This window comes from Gottfriedia acidiceleris (assembly GCF_023115465.1).
In the GTDB taxonomy this organism is placed as follows: domain Bacteria; phylum Bacillota; class Bacilli; order Bacillales; family Bacillaceae_G; genus Gottfriedia; species Gottfriedia acidiceleris_B.
Window position 1 is genome coordinate 1,756,805 of record NZ_CP096034.1, and the last position, 19,064, is coordinate 1,775,868.

The following is a 19,064-nucleotide window of genomic DNA, read 5'->3' on the forward strand; positions in this document are numbered from 1 at the left end:
TTATAATAAAAAATAAGAACATTAGTTCTGCTATTTTTTGGAAAATCGGAGTGATATGTATGAGCATTTGTTATGAAGAGTTACCACATCATCGGATATTATGCATCGATATGAAGAGCTTTTATGCAAGTTGTTCTGCGGTCATGCTCGAATTAGATCCATTAGAATGTTATTTAGCAGTTGTTGGAGATGTGGAGAGGGAAGGAAGTATCGTACTTGCAGCTTCCCCGCGATTAAAAAAGGAATTTGGGATTAAAACAGGATCAAGGGTTTTTGAAATACCAAAAGATCCGCGAATCAAAATTGTAAATCCCTCAATGTCAAAATATCTAGAAATCTCAACGAACATAGTAAAGTTATTAAATGAATTTGCCCCTTTAGAGGATTTACATGTATATAGTGTTGATGAATGTTTTTTAAAGGTCGATGGAGTGAAGAGATTATGGGGGGACGCATGGGAGATTGCCGAAAAAATTCGTAATGAGATTATGGCAAGATTTCAATTACCTTGTTCGATTGGGATTGGGCCGAACATGCTTTTGTCGAAGCTCTGCTTAGATTTAGAAGGAAAAAAAGATGGGATAGCAGAGTGGACTTATGAAGATGTAGAAAAAAAACTATGGCAGGTAAGTCCTCTTAGTGAAATGTGGGGAATCGGTAAAAGAACCGAACGAACTTTAAATACAATGGGTATTTTTACCGTAGGACAGTTAGCGAAATATCCTCTTCATTTGCTGGAGAAGAAATTCGGAGTGATGGGAAATCAATTATATCATCATGCGTGGGGAGTAGATCTATCTGAGCTAGGTGCGCCAATAATGAACGGACAAATTAGCTTTGGTAAAAGCCAAATATTAATGAGAGATTATACGAAAGTCGAAGAAATTAAATTTGTTATTCGTGAAATGTGTGAAGAGGTTGCACGCCGAACTCGTAATGCTAGGAAGGCAGGACGTACGATTACATTAGGAATTGGATATAGTCGGGAAGAATTCGGTGGAGGATTTTCCCACGCATATACAATGGATGAACCTACAAATATTACGTCAGATTTGTATGAGATTTGTACAAAACTATTTGATCGATATTATGAAGGGAAGACAGTTCGGCAAATTCTTATTTCTCTTTCGAATATTGTAAGTGATGAAATCATGCAGTTAAATTTGTTTGATCAGAAAAAACCTCAAAAGCGCAATTTAGGATATGTGATGGACGCAGTCCGAAAAAAATATGGATCATCTTCGCTCCTCTGGGCTGTTTCTTATGCGGAAGGAGGAACAGCACTTGCCCGAAGCAAGCTGGTAGGTGGACATAAAGGTTAAAATTTCCTTTTGTCCTTTTCCCCCTGCAAGTAAAAGCCACTAGTTCTACCTAAGGTAAAAAGAGAAGAAAAGGAGAAGAATGCTGATGATTCGTGACCGTGGCACGATTAAATGGACGTCAATGATGTTACCAGAACATGTAAAAATGCTTCGTGATTGGAAAGTATCACAAAATTATGAACAACAAAAAGATGTAGATGAACAACTATTAGAGGAAATGAACCGTCATCTTCAACAGGCAATTCACGAAGATGAAAGTGTACAAATTACTTATTATAAAGACCACTATCACCATAATGTAAAAGGAAAAATAGGGAAAATTAATTTACACCAAAATAGGCTATCTATTTATGAAGAACAGGCTGGATATATGGAGCTGTTATTAAGTGATATTGTGGACGTGAAAATTGGATCTTGAACAGCAAAAAAAAAATAATTAACCATTAACGAAAATCCCCCCTTTTTAAGTACATATACATCGAAAGGGGGAGTTGAAATGGCACAAATTGCTACTCAACAACTAACATTGTATGTAAATTTACATGCAGGAAAAGATGCACAAGGAAAAATCATTATCAAGAGGAAGGCATATAAAAATGTCCGAGTTGATGTTGATTTAGTGAAGCTAAGTGAAATCGGTAATGCCTTAGCATCATTGCAAGACCTACCATTAGTAGAGCTAGAAGTATTAAGCAATGGACTACTTTTAAACAGTCTATAAAAAAGGAGGAAAGAGATATGATTCAAACATTAGAGCTTAAATTTTTAAATGAAAACGAAAAGGTTGTTACGCTAACAGTAGACAATCCAACAATTCCAGTTAATCCAACATTAATCAATCAAGTAATGGATAAAATTGTAGCAAACAACGTATTCACTTCTACAAGTGGAATTGTCGTAGCCAAACAAGGCGCACGCTTGGTTGGTAAGGAGATTATTGAGATCGAGTTATAAGCTTATTAGGAAAAGAGTTTTGTAAGCAGTTTAAGACCTTCTGAAATGCAGAAGGTCTTTTCAGAGGTGTAAAATATACATGAGTCAATACCAGAAGTTTACAAAAATTTGGAAATTAATTGACAAAGTACAAAAACTTGAGTTTCAGACTGATTGCAAGCGCTTGTCTTTCGAGGCGCGAAGCCTGGTGAGGAGCGGAGTTACCTTTGACGGTAATGAGCACCGCAGACAGGCGAAGCAACGAAGAAAGCGAGCGTTTGTCAACAGTCTGAGACCTTCTGAAATGCAGAAGGTCTTTTTTTGCGTTATAATAATAAAGAATGAACTCATAAAATAGAAAATAGTTAAATTGTAATAAGAATGCTTTAGTAGAATTTGAGAATATAGCATTCAGATTATAAGAGAATAGTAGAAAAGGAGAGAACGACATGGCACTAATTGCAATTGATATGGATGGTACACTGGTAAATGGTAAGAATGGAATACCAATGGAAAACATTGAAAGCATCCGAGCGGCACAAAAGGAAGGAATCCATGTTGTCATTTCTACAGGTAGAATGTATGAAAGTGCGAAGGAAGTATTAGATGAGGCTGGTCTAACTTGTCCAATTGTTTGTTTAAATGGCTCTCAAATATATGACTATGAAGCGAAAATTTTACACAACGATTCAATGGATAAAGAAATTTTTGCGAAAGCCTTAAGCATATGTGAAGCAGAAAATAAAACATTTATTATTAGTACTAGTGAAGGATCATTTACAAAGTGTCGAGATACACTATATGATGAATTTTTCACTGATAAGCAAACTGGCAAGAAACACAAAGTGACAGCTACTTTAAGAAAGGTTCGAACTTATTCTTCTATTGAAGATTTTCATGATCTTGATGTATATAAAATATTATTCCTTTCCAATAAAGAAGAGGTTATTAGTCGCATTCGTCTAAAACTAATGCAAGAAGAGGGTCTGCTAATTACTTCGTCAGGTTCAAATAACGTTGAAATTAATGCAGCAAATGTAAGTAAAGGAGCGGCATTACTAAAGCTTGCACCAATCCTTGGAGTAGATTTAAATGAGAGCATGGCAATTGGAGATAGTTTTAATGATGTCTCTATGTTTAATCGAGTAGGTTTTCCAGTAGCTATGGGAAATGCGAAAGAAGAGCTAAAAGGTCACTGTACATTTGTTACAAAAACAAATGAAGAAGCAGGCGTAGCTCATGCAATTTATCATTTTTTAGATCAAAAACAAAAATTAAAGCAAAGTTAAATTCAGTTTATAGACTGGCAAAAGAGAGAAATCAAAAGTCAAAGTACTTTTGAGACTCTCTTTTTTTATGTCAAATGTTGCTGATTTCTAACAATTGACATTGTTCCATTTTGCAGTCTTTTCCACACCTAGTAGACACTTCTTATTCCTTTCACCTATTTTAAAGACATAAAGCTTGTATAGGCTAACATAATCTAAATATAAAAGGATGTGGAGTGTTAAAATGGATGCAGCCTTAGGGGTATTTCCTATCATTATTATGCTTTTTTACATTGCAATTCCTGTAGGTCTTATAGTAGTAATCTCCTACTTCTATAAATTATTTAAAATCCGAAACGAGGAATTAAAGAAGCAAAATGAACTATTAAGTCGGATTGTAAATGTACTTGAGAGGGCATAGACGTTCACAATACTATATGATTAAAAAGAACTTAGTCCGATGACTAAGTTTTTTTAATCTATTAAAATTGAAAAAAAATAAAAAAACTAGTAGACATGCTGTAACGAAAAGAAAAAACTTTCATATTAATAACATATATCAACAATTATAGACAAGCCTTTAATATGTTACTCCTAAGAGGATTTATGTCTAAATAATAAGAAAAGGTGATAGTATGAAATACCCAAGACCGCCAAGACATCATTTTCCACCAATACCTCCTGGCGAAAGTTTTGCATTTGTTACTAATAGTGGTGGAACGGTTTCCGTTAAAAAAGAGGGTACAATTGTAACTTTTCCATCATTTCAGTATGTAGGTGAAGGAATTACAATTGATCAAGCAAATGATCGATTAACAGTTGAGGTACCAGGTAATTACTTTATTACTTACACAGTGAATTTAAATGCACTATTAAACGTATCTACAAGACTATTAGTAAATGGTAGACCTATAAATGCATCAGCAATCGTAAATGAAGTGAATAGATCCATTTACGGTAGCCAAATGATCTTACCATTAGATGCTGGAGATACAATTTCACTTCAATTGTTTGACTTTGTTGGAGATGTTAAATTGTTACAAGGCGCTGGAGCTACAATTAATCTATTCAGAGTTCATTAGTACAAGTTATAATCGTTACCCCTAAAAAGATTCCCTATTCTGTTACAAGAATGCACTGCTTTAAAAAAGTAGTGCATTTTTTAATAGGTTAAAATCATAAAGTAATAAAGGTGAATCTATTAATAAACACGAAAGTACATATCGTAAAGTATAAAATTAAAAAGGGAGAATGATCTATGAGTAAAAAAGAGTTTCTACTAGATCAATTAGAAGTCTGCAGAAATGTTGAAAGTTGGATTCAACCTTTAAGTGTAGCATTGGAGAATTTAAGTTTAGAGGATATAAGTTGGAGGCAAAATGATTTTACTCATACGATTAGTGAAATCGTATACCATCTGTATTTCTATAATGAACGATGGTTGAAAAGATTTAAAGGAGAAATACCAACTGAGGTGATTGAAAGTAATGCTTCGACTTTTCGAGAGATGGAAAATTTAACAAAAGAGGATTGGCAGGCGCTTGTTAAACGGTTGGATGAGAATTTAGCGAATTGGCAGCTAGCTATAAAAGAAGCAGATGAATCAAAGCTTTATGAACAAATTCCAAATTTTCCAGTAGATGCAATCTGGTGGAGAGCGTTATCTAATCTATGTACTCATAATGCTTATCATATTGGGCAAATCCTCTACATACGAAAAGCACTAGGTTCATGGGTATCAAAAGAAGAGTAGGAAGCTAATACGGGTAAAAAACATCATTAAATAATTTATATTCCGTATAAGAAATAGTAAGCTATTTTGGAAGAAGTGGTAATGGATGGAAATAGAATTGAAAAAAGATAAATAAAGGAAAATGGGGAAGAAAAGATGATAACACAAAATGTTAGGGATTACATTTTGAATAAGTACAATATAAGTGAAGCGAATTTTTTAGGAAAGGGACAAGAAGCAGAAGTTTACTCTTATGATCAGAAGAGAGTCTTAAAATTATATAAACCAACCGCATATTCAAAGCTAAAAATATTGAAGCAATTTTATGAATCTCTGAATTCAAGTGATGCAAATTTTGAATTACCAAAAATTCACGAGATTATAAAAGAGAAGGACGTTGTTTTAACAATTGAAAAACGAATAGAAGGCAGAAATATTCAAAAAGATTTATCAAATTATGATGAGCAAGTATTAGATTCTTTCTTTGAAAACTATCTATCAACAATAGTAAGTATTCAAAGGATTAAATTAGAAAAACAATTTAAAGGCATCAAATTATTAAGTGATTATGATGAAATTTCTTCAAAGGACTGGAACGATTTTTTAAAACAATCGTTACTAAGAAAAAATACAGAAGTAGATCGTTATTTGAAAAGAGATGTATCAAATTACGAAGTGAAATTAAAACGATTAATGGATGCATTTTCAGTTGGATATGAAGGGGAATATGCATTAGTTCATGGTGATTATTATCCTTCAAATCTATTAGTAAATGCAGATGGACAAATTAATGGGGTAATTGATTTTGGATTAATGACGTTATATGGAGACCCATTATTTGATGTTGCATTAAGCTGGATTTTATTTGATTTATATGATGAATTGGGTGAAACAAAGCTAGAAAAATATTTAAATAAAGTAGTTAATCGATTAGGCGAAGAAGTTAGAAGTACAATCCATTTGTACGTTCTTTTTTATAGTATCTATTCGGCAAATTTCTTTTCCGAAACTTGCAGTGATGGACACTACCAATGGAGTGTTCGCAATTTAAATAACGAAAAGTTTTGGGCTGCACTAGAAAATTAATGAAAATATGAAACTACTAATAAAAAATGCTCACTATTAAATAGTAAGCATTTTTTATTTATTTATTTACTTCTGATTTAACTAAACCAGCTACAAGTATATAACGCTGAGGTGCATGTCCAATAAAATTAAACGGATAACAAGTGCTTACCGTTAAAGTTGGTCTTGGTTTCGGGATAATAACAGTACGATCATCTTTATCAACGATACGAATCTTATGAACTTTGTAAGTAAATGTACCAGCCGAAGTTTTAACAATTAACGGATCGCCCACTTTTACTTTGCCAAGCTCGCGGAATACAGTATCTCGATGTCCAGCAAGAACACTATTATCTCTTTCACCTGGCATCACAGATTTAGCATAATGACCTATTCCTTTTGCAAGCTCATCCTCATCTGTCCCGTGGAAGATTGGTAGAGTTGCAGAAATTCGAGGAATCGTTAATGAACCCATTTCATCGCCAAATTTAGGATAAGTCTTGTAAAGCGGTTCGTCTCTTTTAATTTGCTTCAATTTAGTTGCTGTTTCTGTTTTAATTTCTTTTTTGAAATCATCCTTAGACTGTTTATACAGCACATAGGTTTTAATTAAAGAATAAGCATTTGTTGTAGCAAAAAATAATCCGACAATAAAAAGGAGTGCAGAAAAAATAAGTAGTACTTTTCGTTTACGATTCATAGCTTATCGTTTAACAATTACCTTTTTACGTAAAACAACAGCAGTTAACATCATTAACATACCGACCATTGTCCATTCAGTTGTATGAGTTGCAGTAGTTGGAAGTTTACCGCCATTTTCCGTTCTTACTGTAACAGTTGGTTTTGGGTTTTTAATTGCTTTTTGAGTATCTTTAACGATATCTACTATTTTGTCATCACCAATAAGTTCCTCAGGTGAAAATACAGCGTCTAATAATAGATTACCAGCGTTGTCATAAATCTCTAAATATACTTTTACATTTTCCATAGAATCCATAGAATCATCCATAGTAAGTAATTTAGCAAAAGTTAGAGGAGTTTTAACACCATTTTGTTCAATTGCAACTTTAATATCAATTTTTAAAGTAGATTGAAGCTCTTTAACAATATTCATTAATTCTACTTTTAATTCAGCTGGTAATTCTTCTGGAGTAGCCTCAGTATCCATTGAGAAAAATTCAGGATAATTTTCTTCTAATGCAGATGCACGTTCTGCTAATGCTTCTAATTTTGCTTCAACAGCAGGATCATCATTTACAACTTTTTCTAGGTATGCAGATAGATTATTAATCTCTGATTCAGTAATTCCGAACTCTGAAAGAGCAGAAGAAATGTCATCCATAGAAGGGAATTCATCTTCTACACTACCTGACTCATCTTCATCTAAATAAATTAAGTTTTCGATATCAGAAGTAAAATAATATGTATCTAGTAATGATGCATTTTTGTCCATATCATCATAGTAGACTGCTAGATCGATAATTTCATCTTCAGTGTAACCGTACTCATCTAGAAGATCGTCTAAAGTTTTTTGAGTAAGTCTTTCACCTAAAGTATCTTTTAACTCATCAACTGAATCGAAATCAGAGATTGACTCACCATAGTAAGAGTTTAAATAATCCTCTAATTGTTTTTGAGTTAGGTCGATACTAACTAAATAAGTTTTTAATTCATTTGCATTTGGCGCTGCATATGCAGTTACGCCTGGTACTACTAATGCTGCAGATAAAACGACTGAAGCTAATACCTTTTTCATATTAATTCCCCCTTAAAAGTGCATTTTCTAAATGTAAATGTGATTAGATCAGATCAGTTTTATGAATGATTCAAAGGTTATAAGGTATGAGGGCATAAGAAAGCCGATTATTTAGAATTGCTCAATAATCGGCGCCAGAAAAATAAAATTTATTCTGTTTCTTTAGGAGCTCGAACGACAGATTCGAATTTTCCTTTATGAGTACCGTCACAATATGGTAATTTACTTGACATGCCGCATCGACATAATGAGAAAGCTGCTTTTTGCGGATATGTATTCCCTTCAGCATCAACTAGCTCAACAGTACCAGTCACACGTAAAGGACCATTATCTAAAACCTTAATTTGAACATCAGACATATTAAATTTCCTCCTACACATCTTAGAATTATTATATATTACATTTATATTAAAATAAATGGGTGATTTTAATAAAGTATTAATTTTTAACATGAAATTAATATGGATTTAGTATAAAATGAAAAGGTTGTTTTTTTTATACTAAAAAGGCGTTAAAGCTAAACTAAGAAAAATTTAAGTTAAGGAGTGACAATTCATGATTCGAATAGCAAAAAAAGAAGATGCCAAACAAATTGTCCCTCTAATTGTACAAGCGATTGAAGATATTGTATTTATGCTAACAGGAACATCATCATATGAACAAGCAACACCAATTTTAGAATATTATGTTCAATCAGAACAAAATAGACTAAGTTACCATAATTGTTTAGTTAAAGAAATTGAAGGAAAAGTAGTAGGAGTGATTATAGCCTACCATTCCATGGAACTATCTGTACTAGATCGTGAAATGCTTGAAATAATAAGTCGAAATTTAAATATCGAAAATGTTAAAGTTGATAAGGAAGCAGATGATGAAGATTTTTATATTGATACATTGTCAGTGCATCCAGATTATCAAGGCAAAGGAATTGGAACTGAATTATTAAAAGGATTACTTTCTTTTGCCAAACACAAAGGGATTTCACGAGTTTCATTAAATGTAGATCAAGACAAAACTTCTGCTCGCCGTGTATATGAAAAAGTGGGATTTAAATATGAGAAAGTTAGATTTATAATGAATCATTCATACGATTATTTAGTGTTCCCAATTAATGAAAAAATATTCGAAACAAAAGTCGTTTAAGATGCATCCTTTCGATTGTTTAAGTTAAAATTAAGTTTGAACAATAGGAGGGATACATATGAATTTTTTTACATTTGCAAATCCAACAGAATTAATATTTGGTAAAGATAGTGTACAAAAGTTAAAAGAAAAGGCTGCTAGCTTTGGAAAGAATGTTCTACTTGTATACGGTGGTGGAAGTATTAAGAGAAATGGCCTATACGATCAAATAGTAGGTATTCTAAAAGAAGCTAATAAAACGGTTTATGAACTAAGCGGAGTTGAACCAAATCCGAAATTATCAACAGTTCATAAAGGTATACAAATTTGTAAAGACGAAAATATTGACTTTATTTTAGCTGTTGGTGGTGGTTCTGTAATCGACTGTACAAAAGCTATTGCAGTTGGTGCGAAATTTGATGGTGAAATTTGGGATATTATTACACGTAAAGCATTCCCAACAGATGCATTAAAATTTGGAACAGTATTAACTCTTGCAGCAACTGGTTCAGAAATGAACGCTGGGTCAGTTATTACAAATTGGGAAACAAATGAAAAATTAGGTTGGGGAAGTAAATTTAGTTACCCAACGTTTTCAATCCTAGATCCTCAAAATACATTTACAGTTCCTCGTGATCAAACAGTTTATGGATCAGTGGATATAATGTCACATGTTATTGAGTCATATTTCCACCATGGAACGAATACAAAAATTCAAGATCGTTTCTGTGAGGGAATTTTAAAAACAGTTATTGAAACTGCTCCAATCGCAGTAGAGAAATTGGATGATTATCAAGCGCGTGAAACGCTATTATATAGTGGAACGATGGCATTAAATGGAATCTTAAGTATGGGTGTCCAAGGTGATTGGGCTACACATAATATTGAGCATGCAGTTTCTGCAGTAACAGATATTCCACACGGCGGAGGATTAGCGATTATTTTCCCTCATTGGATGGAATATGTAATGAGCGAAAATGCTGATCGTTTCTGTCAATTTGCAGATAGAGTATTTGATATTAGGCAAGAATCAATGTCAAAAGAAGAATGGGCATTAGCTGGTATTAAAGCTTTACGTACATTTTGGAACTCTATCGGTGCGCCAAGTCGTTTAAGTGAATACGGTATTACAAAAGAGCAACTACCTGAAATGGCTGCTAAAACGGTTAAATATGGTCCATTTGGTAACTTCAAAAAATTAGATCAAGAAGATGCATTGAAAATTTTAGAGGCAGCTCTTTAAGAATAGAAACTGGGCAGAGAAAAACTCTGTCCAGTTTTTATATTGAATGATGGTTCACGCCAATATTATTTAAAAAAGATGAAACAATTGAATAGTAATCATCTTTGTTTTCATTTAAACTCATAGCGTGTGCACCATTTTCAGCAATGAATAGTTCTCTCTTATTTTGATTTTTCGCTTCAAATAATTTAATTGTATGTGTAAATGGAATATAAGGGTCTGGTTTACTATGAACAAATAAAACGGGATTTTTAATATTATGTGTTGCCAGTAAAGGGGAAATATCTTTAATGAAAAATCCATTCCGAAGCTTTAACCAAATGCTAGAAACTGGAAGGATTGCCCATTTAGGAAGTTTATAATCCATTTTCAAACGATATGTAAGCTGTTCCTCAAATGTAGAGAACGCGCAGTCTGAAATATAGAAAGCTGCAGAATCCTCAACAAAACCAGCATATTGTAACATTGTACATGCTCCCATAGACTCCCCATGAATGCCAAGAACAATCTCACCTTTTAAATCCTTTAAATAGTGAACAACAGATTGTAAGTCATATTTCTCATAATATCCATAGCTAGTTGTCTGTCCACCTGACTCCCCATGTCGTCTATGATCATAAGTAAGTACATTAAAGCCAAGCTTTAAAAATAGCTCAGCGTATTTAATTGAGTTATTCTTATTAACCGTTACACCATGTGTAATAATGACCCATTTATTCGTATCAAAGGACTCAAACAAGTATCCCTTTAATTCATACCCATAACGGGATTGAATAGAAAAGGGCTGTTTTTGAACAGAACGATACAATCCTTCATCAAATCGGAAATTTTCCAACTCGCGCTGATAAATAAACTCAAGTGAATTTGTTTTCATAAACAAAACTTGCTGCGTAAAAAAATAGCCAACTCCAATAAAATAAATGAGAAAAAGAACAGCCACAACAAGCCAAATCATCATAATAGAACCATCACTCTCTATCCAAAAAGAATATCAAGAATTGTAGTTAACTCACCACGTGTTTTACCTTCTAAAATTGAAGGATTATAAACCTCAACAAAACCGCAATTTAAACAAGAAACAAATAAAAAATGATTATAATCAATATCTAGTAACTTACTCAAACCTGAACCCGACATTGATACTTCTTTAGTTTTAGCCTGTGTGTATTTACATTTCGAACAAACAAACCTATCCTTTAACAATTCTTCTGCTCTAGCCATAAGTAAAAGCCTCCTTTATAGTAAAGTGTATCATAGGAAAAAGAAAATTTTGAAATTTAGTTTTTGACAATTAAATCAAGTAATTCGTTAAAACATAATGGGGAAATTGAAATAAAACTTTCTTTAAAGGGTTTATAGTATATGAATAATACATTTAAAATTAAATAGGAACAGTGAACAGTGATAGTTTATTTTTAGGAGTTTACACATGTAAGCTCTTTTTTTGTGCTAAAAAACAATAAACATCAAAACATGATAAAGTAACAAACAAAATAACTATACATAGAATAGTAATATACTTTGGACAATCATTCATTTTATTAACTGTGTTTTCTTGATGAGCTGAATGAATATAAATATCAGCAAATTTTGTTTTTGTAATAGATTTCAAATTATAGGTAGTTTTTAAAAGTTAGGAAGTTGCAAAAAATGATGGACTAATTGGTCGATCATTTTTTAATTTTCGCTAGTTAGGAATGGGTTTGTAAAGGCTGAAGTCAAAAAATGTTGTGTAGTATATAGATTCAACTAAGTTATGGTGTTTAAAAGTAGAGAGTCAAATGAATATATTTTGGGGGACAACTAGACAAGAGATTATAATTTATGATAAATTATACAAGAAAAATTCCTTTAAAAACTACATATTTTAAATCGATGAAAAGGAAAGTAGTTTTTGCTATATTCGATAGCGAGCTAGGGACGGTGGAAGCCTAGTGATGAAGCATGAATGAAGAACACCTTTGAGTTCTAACCGAAAGGGATCTCTTAAGTAGGCTTAGACGTTACCAGCACGTTATTAACTGGGATAAGCAATGTTAGCTTTAAAGTTGGTCATATTATGACAATTTGGGTGGTACCGCGGAAGTTAGTCTTTCGTCCCTTTTATAGGGATAGAAGGCTTTTTTTATTGGAAAATTAACATAAGGAGGCTAATTATGATAAAGACTGTAGTAAAAGATTTATACAGAAATCAAGAAAATTTTAAAGACAAAACCGTTCAAATTTCAGGATGGATTCGCACTCTTCGTGACTCTAAAACAATAGGTTTTATGGAGTTAAACGATGGTACATTCTTTAAGAGTGTACAAATAGTATTTGAGGACAATCTTGAAAACTTCAAAGAAATTACGAAGTTACCGATTAGTTCTACTGTTTTAATAGAAGGTGAATTTATTCCAACTCCGGAAATGAAACAACCTTTTGAAATTAAAGCGACTAAAATTGTGATTGAAGGATTATCAGATACAGATTATCCATTACAAAAAAAGAGACATTCTCTTGAATATTTAAGAACAATTGCACATTTACGTCCAAGAACGAATGCATACTCAGCCGTTTTCAGAGTAAGATCACTTGCATCATACGCTATTCATAAATTCTTCCAAGAAAAAGGATATGTATATGTACATACACCGATTATTACTGGAAGTGACACAGAAGGCGCAGGAGAGATGTTCCGTGTGACAACAATGGATCTGAACCAACTTCCAAAAGCTGAAGGCGGAAAAGTGGATGATGGCGCGGATTTCTTCGGCAAAGAAACGAACTTAACTGTAAGTGGCCAATTAAATGGTGAAGCTTATGCCCTTGCTTTCCGTAATGTGTATACATTTGGTCCGACTTTTAGAGCAGAAAATTCAAATACTGCACGACATGCCGCAGAATTCTGGATGATTGAGCCGGAAGTTGCTTTTGCAGAACTACCAGATATCATGGATCTTGGTGAAGACATGGTTAAGTTTGTCATTAATTATGTATTTGAACATGCACCTGAAGAAATGGAATTCTTTAATAGCTTTATTGATAAAACACTTATTGAGAGATTAAAGAATGCATTAGAATCTGACTTTGGTAGAGTTACTTATACTGAAGCTGTTGAATTATTACAGAACTCTGGTAAAAAGTTTGACTACCCAGTTGAATGGGGAACAGATTTGCAAACTGAACATGAACGTTACTTAAGTGAGGAAATTTACAAGCGACCTGTATACGTAACTGACTATCCGAAAGAAATTAAAGCATTTTATATGAGAGCGAATGAGGATGGAAAGACAGTAGCTGCGACAGACTTATTAGTTCCAGGTATTGGCGAATTAATCGGAGGAAGTCAACGTGAAGAAAGAGAAGACATCCTTGTAGAGCGAATCAAAGAACTTGGTATGAATGAAGAAGATTACTGGTGGTATTTGGAGCTTAGAAAATACGGTGGTACAAAACATTCTGGTTATGGAATTGGATTTGAACGACTTGTTATGTATTTAACAGGAATGAAAAACATCCGTGATGTAATACCATTCCCACGTACACCAGGAAATGCAGATTTTTAACGATAAAAATGAACAATAGGATGCTGCGGCATCCTATTGTTTTTATGAAGAACCAAAAGAATCTGAGTTTTAGCATTTGAAAAAAGAGAAATAGTATTTTTATAATATAAGCAAAGATGAAATACTTCACTTTCTACTATAAATTAATGATAATATAATGGAAATGGAAGGTGATATAAAATGAAAAAAAGAAAACCACAGCAGCCTGTAAAACCGGCGTACGAACAGAAGGAAAAAATATCATTAGGATCATTAATGAATGAAGAAATTCTTCAAAAATTAAAAAATACAAAAAAACAATTGCAAGAAAATGAAACGAAGATAAAAGAGGAAGAAGAAGCACGTATTAGTGAAGAAAAGAGATTACGTGAGAAAAATAAATCATTCGAAGAGTTATTAAACGAGAGTAATATCTCTTGGAAGGACTTTAAATAAGACGCGAAATAGCGTCTTATTTTTTTTGCACGTGAAAAAAATTAATTTAATCATTTTTTTATAACAAATTTCATATTGTGAAATTTTTTGATTGTTCTAAATTTTATAATTTTTTATAGTGAAATTAAGTTAAATAACGGTAGTAGGTGGTGTGAATAATTTAAGATAGTGAAATTGATCTTTTTGAAAGCGCTTTAAAAAATTTCCGAATTCGATTTAAAAAACAAATATTAAAAAATTACATATCGGAGTGGAGGAATTATTAAATGGGTATTCGTACAGGAGCGCAATATATTGATGGACTAAGATCTAGAAAGCCAGAGGTATGGCTAGGTGGAGAAAAGGTAGAAGATATCGTAAACCATCCAGTTTTCAAACAACCGATTCTAGAGATTGCAAAATTATATGATATGCAATTTGATCCAGCTTATCAAGACAAAATCACACATATTTGTGAAGAAACTGGTGAACGAATTTCTAATGCATTTTTAGTGCCTAAGTCATCTGAAGATATTAAAAAGCGTGGAGATTTGTTCGAAGCATATGCAAAGTCAACATTTGGTTTAATGGGAAGAACACCAGATTTCTTGAACATTGTCTTAACTTCAATGGCAAGTAATTCATGGTTTTTAGATAAATATAATCCAGAGTGGTCAAAAAATGTCCAAAATTATTTCAAATTTGTTCGTGATAACGACATTTTCTTAACGCACGCTATTATTAACCCACAAAATGATCGCAGCAAGCCATCTTATGAACAAAAAGATTTATTTACACATTTAGGTGCTGTTGAAGAAACGGTTGATGGATTAGTCGTTAGAGGGGCAAAAATGCTTGCAACTTTAGCACCAATTACAGATGAAGTCATTATTTATTCATTCCCTGGATTTCACGAAGGTGATGAGCGATATGCTTTAGCATTTGCACTTCCGATTGACACGCCAGGATTAAAAATTTTATGTAGAGAACAAATGCAAGATGGTAAAAGATCATTTTTTGATCATCCATTAGCATCTAGATTCGAAGAAATGGATGCAGTTCTTGTATTTGAGGATGTGTTAGTTCCTTGGAATCGAGTATTTATTCATAATAATGTTGAAGCTGCAAATAATCTATACCCAAAAACAGGTATTGCACAACAGCCTGCTCACCAATCTGGCGTAAGAGGCTATGTAAAATTAGCTTTTGCAGTCGAGGTAGCATGCAGGTTAGCTGATTCAATAGGAGTAGATGTTTATTTAAATGTCCAAAATGACTTAGGTGAGCTACTACAATCAGTTGAAACAATTCGTGCTTTACTTCGAGTTTCTGAAATAGAGTATGAAACATTACCTTCAGGTGAAGTAAGACCGGCATGGGAACCACTTGAAACGATTCGTGGCTTGCTTCCAACTATGTACCCAAGAGCAATTGAAGTGATTCAAACAATTGGTGCAGGTGGTTTATTAATGTCACCAACAGAAGCAGACTTTGAACATCCTGAACTAAGAGATGCTATGGATAAATACTATGTTGGACGTGAAGGTGTATCCTCTTTAGATCGAGTTCAATTATTCAAACTTGCATGGGATTTATGTGGAGAAGCATTTGGACAAAGAGCACTTCAATACGAAAGATATTATACTGGTGATCCTATTCGAAAAAGAGCAATTTACTATAACCAAATGAAACGTAAGAAAACGTTTAGTATGGTAGACGATGCGTTAAACGGAGCAAAAAACTTAAAAGGAGTATCGACTAATCTAGCGAATTCTAAAGTTAACTGAATAATTTTAGAGAGCAGGGGTTTTATGAAATTTTTTAGCATCAAAGAGGAGGGGATCTAATGATCTCTTCAGTTCAAAAGATTTCTAGAATATTAGATTGCTTTACAGAAGAAGAACCAGTCCTAGGAAATTTAGAAATAGCAGAAAAGTTAAATATGAATGCAAGTTCGGTCCATCATTTAGTTCGTACTCTTTGTGCTGAAGGAATTTTAATTCAGGATAATAAGAAAAAGTATCGACTTGGGTGGAAGCTACTTGAATGGAGTAATCACGTTATGTATCAACAAGACATATATCGTGAAGCTATTCCGTTATTGGAAAATCTACTAAAAAATTATGATAGTACCGTTCATATCGGAATGTTTGATAAAGGGGACGTAAGATTTGTCTTAAAAGTTTCCTCTAAACATTCGATACCTGTCCCAACATTTATAGGTGCTAAACGACCTGCATATTGTACGAGTACTGGTAAAATTCTACTATCATATAATCCAGCATACTTAAAAACAACGATTGAAAAAGGTTTTAAAGCTTATACCACAAATACAATAACGACTATTGATGCATTAAAAAAAGAAATGACTGCGATTAAAGAGAATGGCTATAGCATTAGCAACAATGAAAATGATCTAGGATTATTCGGAATTGCAGCTCCAATTCAAACTTATACTGGTCAAACTTTTGCAGCATTAAATATGGTTGGACCAGTTTCGTATATGATGAGCCAAGACATTGGTCGAATGATTCAGGATGTTGTGAAAACTGCTAAAACAGTCTCAAATCAGCTTGGTTATATTAATGCATAATGAGAGCGCTTACTTGAGTTCAAATAAAAATGAATTAATTGGAGGATTAGAGATGAATCTTAAAAGTCGAGTTTTTAATATTTTCAAATTGATTGAGGATAATAAAGAGCTATTAAAACCACCAGTTAATAATAAAGTTATTTGGGAAGATTCAGAGTATGCTGCAATGATTATTGGAGGACCAAATAAACGTAGAGACTTCCATATCGATCCAGCAGATGAATTTTTCTATCAAATTAAAGGCAATTGCTATGTTGAGTGTATTACACCGGATGGTAAGCGTGAAGTTGTAACAGTTGGAGAAGGTGAAATTTTTATGCTTCCTTCTTTTGTTCCACATTCACCTCATAGAGTAAAAGATTCATATGGAATTGTGCTTGAACGAAAAAGAGCAGAAGGTGAATTAGAAAGCTTTGTTTGGTTCTGTGATGAGTGCAATGAAGAAATGCATAAAAAGACAGTTCAATTAACCGATATTGGTACGCAAGTAAAAGAAGCGATTGAACAATTTAATGCTAGCCTTGAATTAAGAACATGTAAAAACTGTGGTCATGTCATGAAAGAGGAAGCGGATGAATGGGTATGCGTATAGACTTTCATACACACATAATTCCTGAGGATTTACCGAATTTATTTGAAAAGTACGGTCATGAAAGATGGCCAATTTTACAACCGACGTGTTCATGTGGTGCAAATATTATGGTTGCTGGAAAAGTATTTAGGGAAGTAACTGATCAAGTTTGGAGTCCTGAAAAGAGAATTGAGGACATGAATAATGAAGAGGTAACAATGCAAGTGCTGTCGCCAATTCCTGTTACCTTCTCGTACTGGGCACCAGCTCCAGCTGCATTGGAAATGGCTCAAATTCAAAATGATTTCATTGCAAATACAGTAAAAAAGAATCCTTCAAAATTTATTGGATTAGGGACAGTACCAATGCAGAACGCTGAAATAGCTATTCAAGAAATGGATCGCTGTATTCATACACTTGGATTAAGTGGACTGGAAATTGGTACAAATGTAAATGGAACAAATTTAGACAGTGACGAGTTTAGTCCATTTTTTGAAATGGCTGAAAAATGGAATGTCCCATTGTTTATTCATCCGTGGGAAACATTAGCGAAGGATCGTACACCCGATCATAACTTTATGTATACGGTTGGAATGCCGAGTGAAACAGCTTTAGCTGCTGCTAGCTTAACATTTGGTGGAGTGATTGAAAAATATCCAAAATTAAAGATTTGTTTTGCACATGGCGGTGGTTCATTCCCATTTATTCTACCTAGATTAGATCAAGGATGGAAGGTATGGCCTCATTTGCGCAAAACTGCTTATCCACCAAGTCATTATGTAAGTAATTTCTATTTTGATTCTCTTCACTATGATCCTATTAATATTCAATTTTTAATTAACCGATTTGGCTATGACAAAATTGTGATGGGCTCGGATTATCCTTTCTTATTAAGAGAAACGCCACCTGGAAGAGTGATTAATCAAATGGATATTAATAAAGAAATGAAAGAAGCTATTTTAGGAAAGAATGCTCTGAAATTTTTAAATATTAAGGAGGCAGATTTACTTCATGGAAAACAAAGTATTGACTCCAGAAGATAGATTAATAAGTTTAGGTTATGCACTTAAACCAATAAGACCGGCTTCAGGTAATTATGTTAAATCTGTTCGTACAGGTAATCTACTATTTACATCTGGTCAAGGTGTAGATGAATACCACGGCAAAGTTGGACGAGAGTTAACACTCGAGGAAGGGTATGCTGCTTCCAGGGAGTCAATGTTAAATTTAATTAGTGTATTAAAGTACGAATTAGGTGAACTTTCAAAAGTAAAACGAATTGTAAAAATATTAGGTTTCGTAAATAGTACAGAAGATTTCTATGATCATCCGAAAGTGATGAATGGAGCTTCAGACCTTTTAGTAGAAGTGTTTGGTGAAAGAGGAAAACATGCTAGATCAGCTGTTGGGATGGTACAGCTTCCACATAATACAGCGATCGAAATTGAAATGGTTGTAGAAATAGAGGATTAAAAAATTTGGTGACACTCGTGTCAC

Annotated in this window: 23 protein-coding genes and 1 other annotated feature; of the genes, 18 read left to right on the top strand and 5 right to left on the bottom strand. The window is 33.3% G+C overall.

Annotated elements, in window-relative coordinates; genetic code table 11:
- Positions 1-59: 59 nt before the first annotated feature.
- The 9 genes from MY490_RS08440 (at position 60) to MY490_RS08480 (ending at position 6,341) form a co-directional block, all read left to right on the top strand.
- Complete coding sequence (locus tag MY490_RS08440) at positions 60-1,322, top strand: Y-family DNA polymerase (protein WP_248268807.1); 1,263 nt, start codon at positions 60-62, stop codon at positions 1,320-1,322.
- An 85-nt stretch (positions 1,323-1,407) separates the two neighbouring features.
- Positions 1,408-1,740, top strand: a complete 333-nt coding sequence (locus tag MY490_RS08445) for a YolD-like family protein (protein WP_056475525.1) — start codon at positions 1,408-1,410, stop codon at positions 1,738-1,740.
- Between the two features lie 78 nt (positions 1,741-1,818).
- On the top strand, positions 1,819-2,043 hold the full coding sequence (locus tag MY490_RS08450) for a DUF1659 domain-containing protein (protein WP_098234305.1): 225 nt from the start codon (positions 1,819-1,821) through the stop codon (positions 2,041-2,043).
- Positions 2,044-2,060: 17 nt separating this feature from the next.
- Positions 2,061-2,276 carry a DUF2922 domain-containing protein gene (locus MY490_RS08455; protein WP_056475532.1) on the top strand — a complete coding sequence of 72 codons (216 nt, stop codon included), beginning with the start codon at positions 2,061-2,063 and terminating at the stop codon, positions 2,274-2,276.
- Positions 2,277-2,704: 428 nt separating this feature from the next.
- On the top strand, positions 2,705-3,544 hold the full coding sequence (locus MY490_RS08460) for a Cof-type HAD-IIB family hydrolase (protein WP_248268808.1): 840 nt from the start codon (positions 2,705-2,707) through the stop codon (positions 3,542-3,544).
- A 223-nt stretch (positions 3,545-3,767) separates the two neighbouring features.
- On the top strand, positions 3,768-3,944 hold the full coding sequence (locus MY490_RS08465) for a hypothetical protein (protein WP_248268809.1): 177 nt from the start codon (positions 3,768-3,770) through the stop codon (positions 3,942-3,944).
- A gap of 214 nt (positions 3,945-4,158) precedes the next feature.
- Positions 4,159-4,605 (top strand): BclA C-terminal domain-containing protein, encoded by a 447-nt coding sequence (locus MY490_RS08470; RefSeq protein WP_248268810.1) that lies wholly within the window; start codon positions 4,159-4,161, stop codon positions 4,603-4,605.
- Between the two features lie 176 nt (positions 4,606-4,781).
- Positions 4,782-5,276 (top strand): DinB family protein, encoded by a 495-nt coding sequence (locus MY490_RS08475; RefSeq protein WP_248268811.1) that lies wholly within the window; start codon positions 4,782-4,784, stop codon positions 5,274-5,276.
- A gap of 135 nt (positions 5,277-5,411) precedes the next feature.
- Positions 5,412-6,341, top strand: a complete 930-nt coding sequence (locus MY490_RS08480) for an aminoglycoside phosphotransferase family protein (protein ID WP_248268812.1) — start codon at positions 5,412-5,414, stop codon at positions 6,339-6,341.
- Positions 6,342-6,399: 58 nt separating this feature from the next.
- Here MY490_RS08480 and MY490_RS08485 read toward each other — a convergent pair whose 3' ends face one another.
- The 3 genes from MY490_RS08485 to MY490_RS08495 form a co-directional block, all read right to left on the bottom strand.
- Positions 6,400-7,020 (bottom strand): class D sortase, encoded by a 621-nt coding sequence (locus tag MY490_RS08485; protein ID WP_248268813.1) that lies wholly within the window; start codon positions 7,018-7,020, stop codon positions 6,400-6,402.
- A 3-nt stretch (positions 7,021-7,023) separates the two neighbouring features.
- Positions 7,024-8,076 carry a processed acidic surface protein gene (locus MY490_RS08490; protein WP_248268814.1) on the bottom strand — a complete coding sequence of 351 codons (1,053 nt, stop codon included), beginning with the start codon at positions 8,074-8,076 and terminating at the stop codon, positions 7,024-7,026.
- Between the two features lie 149 nt (positions 8,077-8,225).
- Positions 8,226-8,435 carry a CDGSH iron-sulfur domain-containing protein gene (locus MY490_RS08495; protein ID WP_248268815.1) on the bottom strand — a complete coding sequence of 70 codons (210 nt, stop codon included), beginning with the start codon at positions 8,433-8,435 and terminating at the stop codon, positions 8,226-8,228.
- A 196-nt stretch (positions 8,436-8,631) separates the two neighbouring features.
- Here MY490_RS08495 and MY490_RS08500 point away from each other — a divergent pair, with 196 nt between their 5' ends.
- Both MY490_RS08500 and MY490_RS08505 read left to right on the top strand, forming a co-directional pair.
- The gene (locus MY490_RS08500; protein WP_248268816.1) at positions 8,632-9,219 is read left to right on the top strand and encodes a GNAT family N-acetyltransferase; all 588 of its coding nucleotides are present in this window, start codon (positions 8,632-8,634) and stop codon (positions 9,217-9,219) included.
- Positions 9,220-9,277: 58 nt separating this feature from the next.
- Positions 9,278-10,441 (top strand): iron-containing alcohol dehydrogenase, encoded by a 1,164-nt coding sequence (locus tag MY490_RS08505; RefSeq protein ID WP_248268817.1) that lies wholly within the window; start codon positions 9,278-9,280, stop codon positions 10,439-10,441.
- Between the two features lie 37 nt (positions 10,442-10,478).
- On the opposite strand, the gene MY490_RS08510 is transcribed toward MY490_RS08505, so the two are convergent.
- Positions 10,479-11,396, bottom strand: coding sequence for an alpha/beta hydrolase (locus MY490_RS08510; RefSeq protein WP_432707068.1), 918 nt, complete (start codon positions 11,394-11,396; stop codon positions 10,479-10,481).
- Positions 11,397-11,416: 20 nt separating this feature from the next.
- A complete protein-coding gene (locus MY490_RS08515) occupies positions 11,417-11,662 on the bottom strand; it encodes a zinc ribbon domain-containing protein (RefSeq protein WP_248268819.1) in 246 nt (81 codons plus the stop codon).
- Positions 11,663-12,307: 645 nt separating this feature from the next.
- Positions 12,308-12,546 (top strand) — a binding site (T-box leader).
- A gap of 51 nt (positions 12,547-12,597) precedes the next feature.
- Between MY490_RS08515 and asnS the strand changes: the two genes are divergently transcribed.
- The 7 genes from asnS to MY490_RS08550 all read left to right on the top strand — a co-directional run bounded on the left by asnS (position 12,598) and on the right by MY490_RS08550 (position 19,040).
- Positions 12,598-13,989, top strand: coding sequence for an asparagine--tRNA ligase (gene asnS, locus MY490_RS08520; RefSeq protein ID WP_248268820.1), 1,392 nt, complete (start codon positions 12,598-12,600; stop codon positions 13,987-13,989).
- A 180-nt stretch (positions 13,990-14,169) separates the two neighbouring features.
- Positions 14,170-14,424, top strand: a complete 255-nt coding sequence (locus MY490_RS08525; protein WP_248268821.1) for a YqkE family protein — start codon at positions 14,170-14,172, stop codon at positions 14,422-14,424.
- Positions 14,425-14,690: 266 nt separating this feature from the next.
- The gene (locus tag MY490_RS08530) at positions 14,691-16,190 is read left to right on the top strand and encodes a 4-hydroxyphenylacetate 3-hydroxylase family protein (RefSeq protein WP_248268822.1); all 1,500 of its coding nucleotides are present in this window, start codon (positions 14,691-14,693) and stop codon (positions 16,188-16,190) included.
- Between the two features lie 59 nt (positions 16,191-16,249).
- Positions 16,250-16,996: an IclR family transcriptional regulator gene (locus tag MY490_RS08535; protein ID WP_248268823.1), complete on the top strand. Its 747-nt coding sequence runs from the start codon at positions 16,250-16,252 to the stop codon at positions 16,994-16,996.
- Positions 16,997-17,048: 52 nt separating this feature from the next.
- Entirely contained in the window at positions 17,049-17,588 is a 540-nt protein-coding gene (locus tag MY490_RS08540) for a 3-hydroxyanthranilate 3,4-dioxygenase (protein WP_114343061.1), read from the top strand.
- Positions 17,573-18,610 (top strand): amidohydrolase family protein, encoded by a 1,038-nt coding sequence (locus tag MY490_RS08545; protein ID WP_248268824.1) that lies wholly within the window; start codon positions 17,573-17,575, stop codon positions 18,608-18,610. Before MY490_RS08540 ends, MY490_RS08545 begins: the two co-directional genes overlap by 16 nt.
- Positions 18,579-19,040, top strand: a complete 462-nt coding sequence (locus MY490_RS08550) for a RidA family protein (protein WP_248268825.1) — start codon at positions 18,579-18,581, stop codon at positions 19,038-19,040. The genes MY490_RS08545 and MY490_RS08550 overlap by 32 nt, the downstream gene beginning before the upstream one ends.
- Positions 19,041-19,064: the final 24 nt, after the last annotated feature.

What these genes read in the sequence shown, in the direction of transcription:
- MY490_RS08530 (WP_248268822.1), top strand. Translation starts at nt 14,691, where the DNA reads ATGGGTATTCGTACAGGAGCGCAATATATTGATGGACTAAGATCTAGA.
- MY490_RS08545 (WP_248268824.1), top strand. Translation starts at nt 17,573, where the DNA reads ATGGGTATGCGTATAGACTTTCATACACACATAATTCCTGAGGATTTA.
- MY490_RS08510 (WP_432707068.1), bottom strand. Translation starts at nt 11,396, where the DNA reads ATGATTTGGCTTGTTGTGGCTGTTCTTTTTCTCATTTATTTTATTGGA.
- MY490_RS08535 (WP_248268823.1), top strand. Translation starts at nt 16,250, where the DNA reads ATGATCTCTTCAGTTCAAAAGATTTCTAGAATATTAGATTGCTTTACA.
- MY490_RS08505 (WP_248268817.1), top strand. Translation starts at nt 9,278, where the DNA reads ATGAATTTTTTTACATTTGCAAATCCAACAGAATTAATATTTGGTAAA.
- MY490_RS08475 (WP_248268811.1), top strand. Translation starts at nt 4,782, where the DNA reads ATGAGTAAAAAAGAGTTTCTACTAGATCAATTAGAAGTCTGCAGAAAT.
- MY490_RS08485 (WP_248268813.1), bottom strand. Translation starts at nt 7,020, where the DNA reads ATGAATCGTAAACGAAAAGTACTACTTATTTTTTCTGCACTCCTTTTT.
- asnS (WP_248268820.1), top strand. Translation starts at nt 12,598, where the DNA reads ATGATAAAGACTGTAGTAAAAGATTTATACAGAAATCAAGAAAATTTT.
- MY490_RS08525 (WP_248268821.1), top strand. Translation starts at nt 14,170, where the DNA reads ATGAAAAAAAGAAAACCACAGCAGCCTGTAAAACCGGCGTACGAACAG.
- MY490_RS08465 (WP_248268809.1), top strand. Translation starts at nt 3,768, where the DNA reads ATGGATGCAGCCTTAGGGGTATTTCCTATCATTATTATGCTTTTTTAC.
- MY490_RS08460 (WP_248268808.1), top strand. Translation starts at nt 2,705, where the DNA reads ATGGCACTAATTGCAATTGATATGGATGGTACACTGGTAAATGGTAAG.
- MY490_RS08445 (WP_056475525.1), top strand. Translation starts at nt 1,408, where the DNA reads ATGATTCGTGACCGTGGCACGATTAAATGGACGTCAATGATGTTACCA.
- MY490_RS08550 (WP_248268825.1), top strand. Translation starts at nt 18,579, where the DNA reads ATGGAAAACAAAGTATTGACTCCAGAAGATAGATTAATAAGTTTAGGT.
- MY490_RS08480 (WP_248268812.1), top strand. Translation starts at nt 5,412, where the DNA reads ATGATAACACAAAATGTTAGGGATTACATTTTGAATAAGTACAATATA.
- MY490_RS08500 (WP_248268816.1), top strand. Translation starts at nt 8,632, where the DNA reads ATGATTCGAATAGCAAAAAAAGAAGATGCCAAACAAATTGTCCCTCTA.
- MY490_RS08470 (WP_248268810.1), top strand. Translation starts at nt 4,159, where the DNA reads ATGAAATACCCAAGACCGCCAAGACATCATTTTCCACCAATACCTCCT.
- MY490_RS08440 (WP_248268807.1), top strand. Translation starts at nt 60, where the DNA reads ATGAGCATTTGTTATGAAGAGTTACCACATCATCGGATATTATGCATC.
- MY490_RS08455 (WP_056475532.1), top strand. Translation starts at nt 2,061, where the DNA reads ATGATTCAAACATTAGAGCTTAAATTTTTAAATGAAAACGAAAAGGTT.
- MY490_RS08540 (WP_114343061.1), top strand. Translation starts at nt 17,049, where the DNA reads ATGAATCTTAAAAGTCGAGTTTTTAATATTTTCAAATTGATTGAGGAT.
- MY490_RS08450 (WP_098234305.1), top strand. Translation starts at nt 1,819, where the DNA reads ATGGCACAAATTGCTACTCAACAACTAACATTGTATGTAAATTTACAT.
- MY490_RS08495 (WP_248268815.1), bottom strand. Translation starts at nt 8,435, where the DNA reads ATGTCTGATGTTCAAATTAAGGTTTTAGATAATGGTCCTTTACGTGTG.
- MY490_RS08490 (WP_248268814.1), bottom strand. Translation starts at nt 8,076, where the DNA reads ATGAAAAAGGTATTAGCTTCAGTCGTTTTATCTGCAGCATTAGTAGTA.
- MY490_RS08515 (WP_248268819.1), bottom strand. Translation starts at nt 11,662, where the DNA reads ATGGCTAGAGCAGAAGAATTGTTAAAGGATAGGTTTGTTTGTTCGAAA.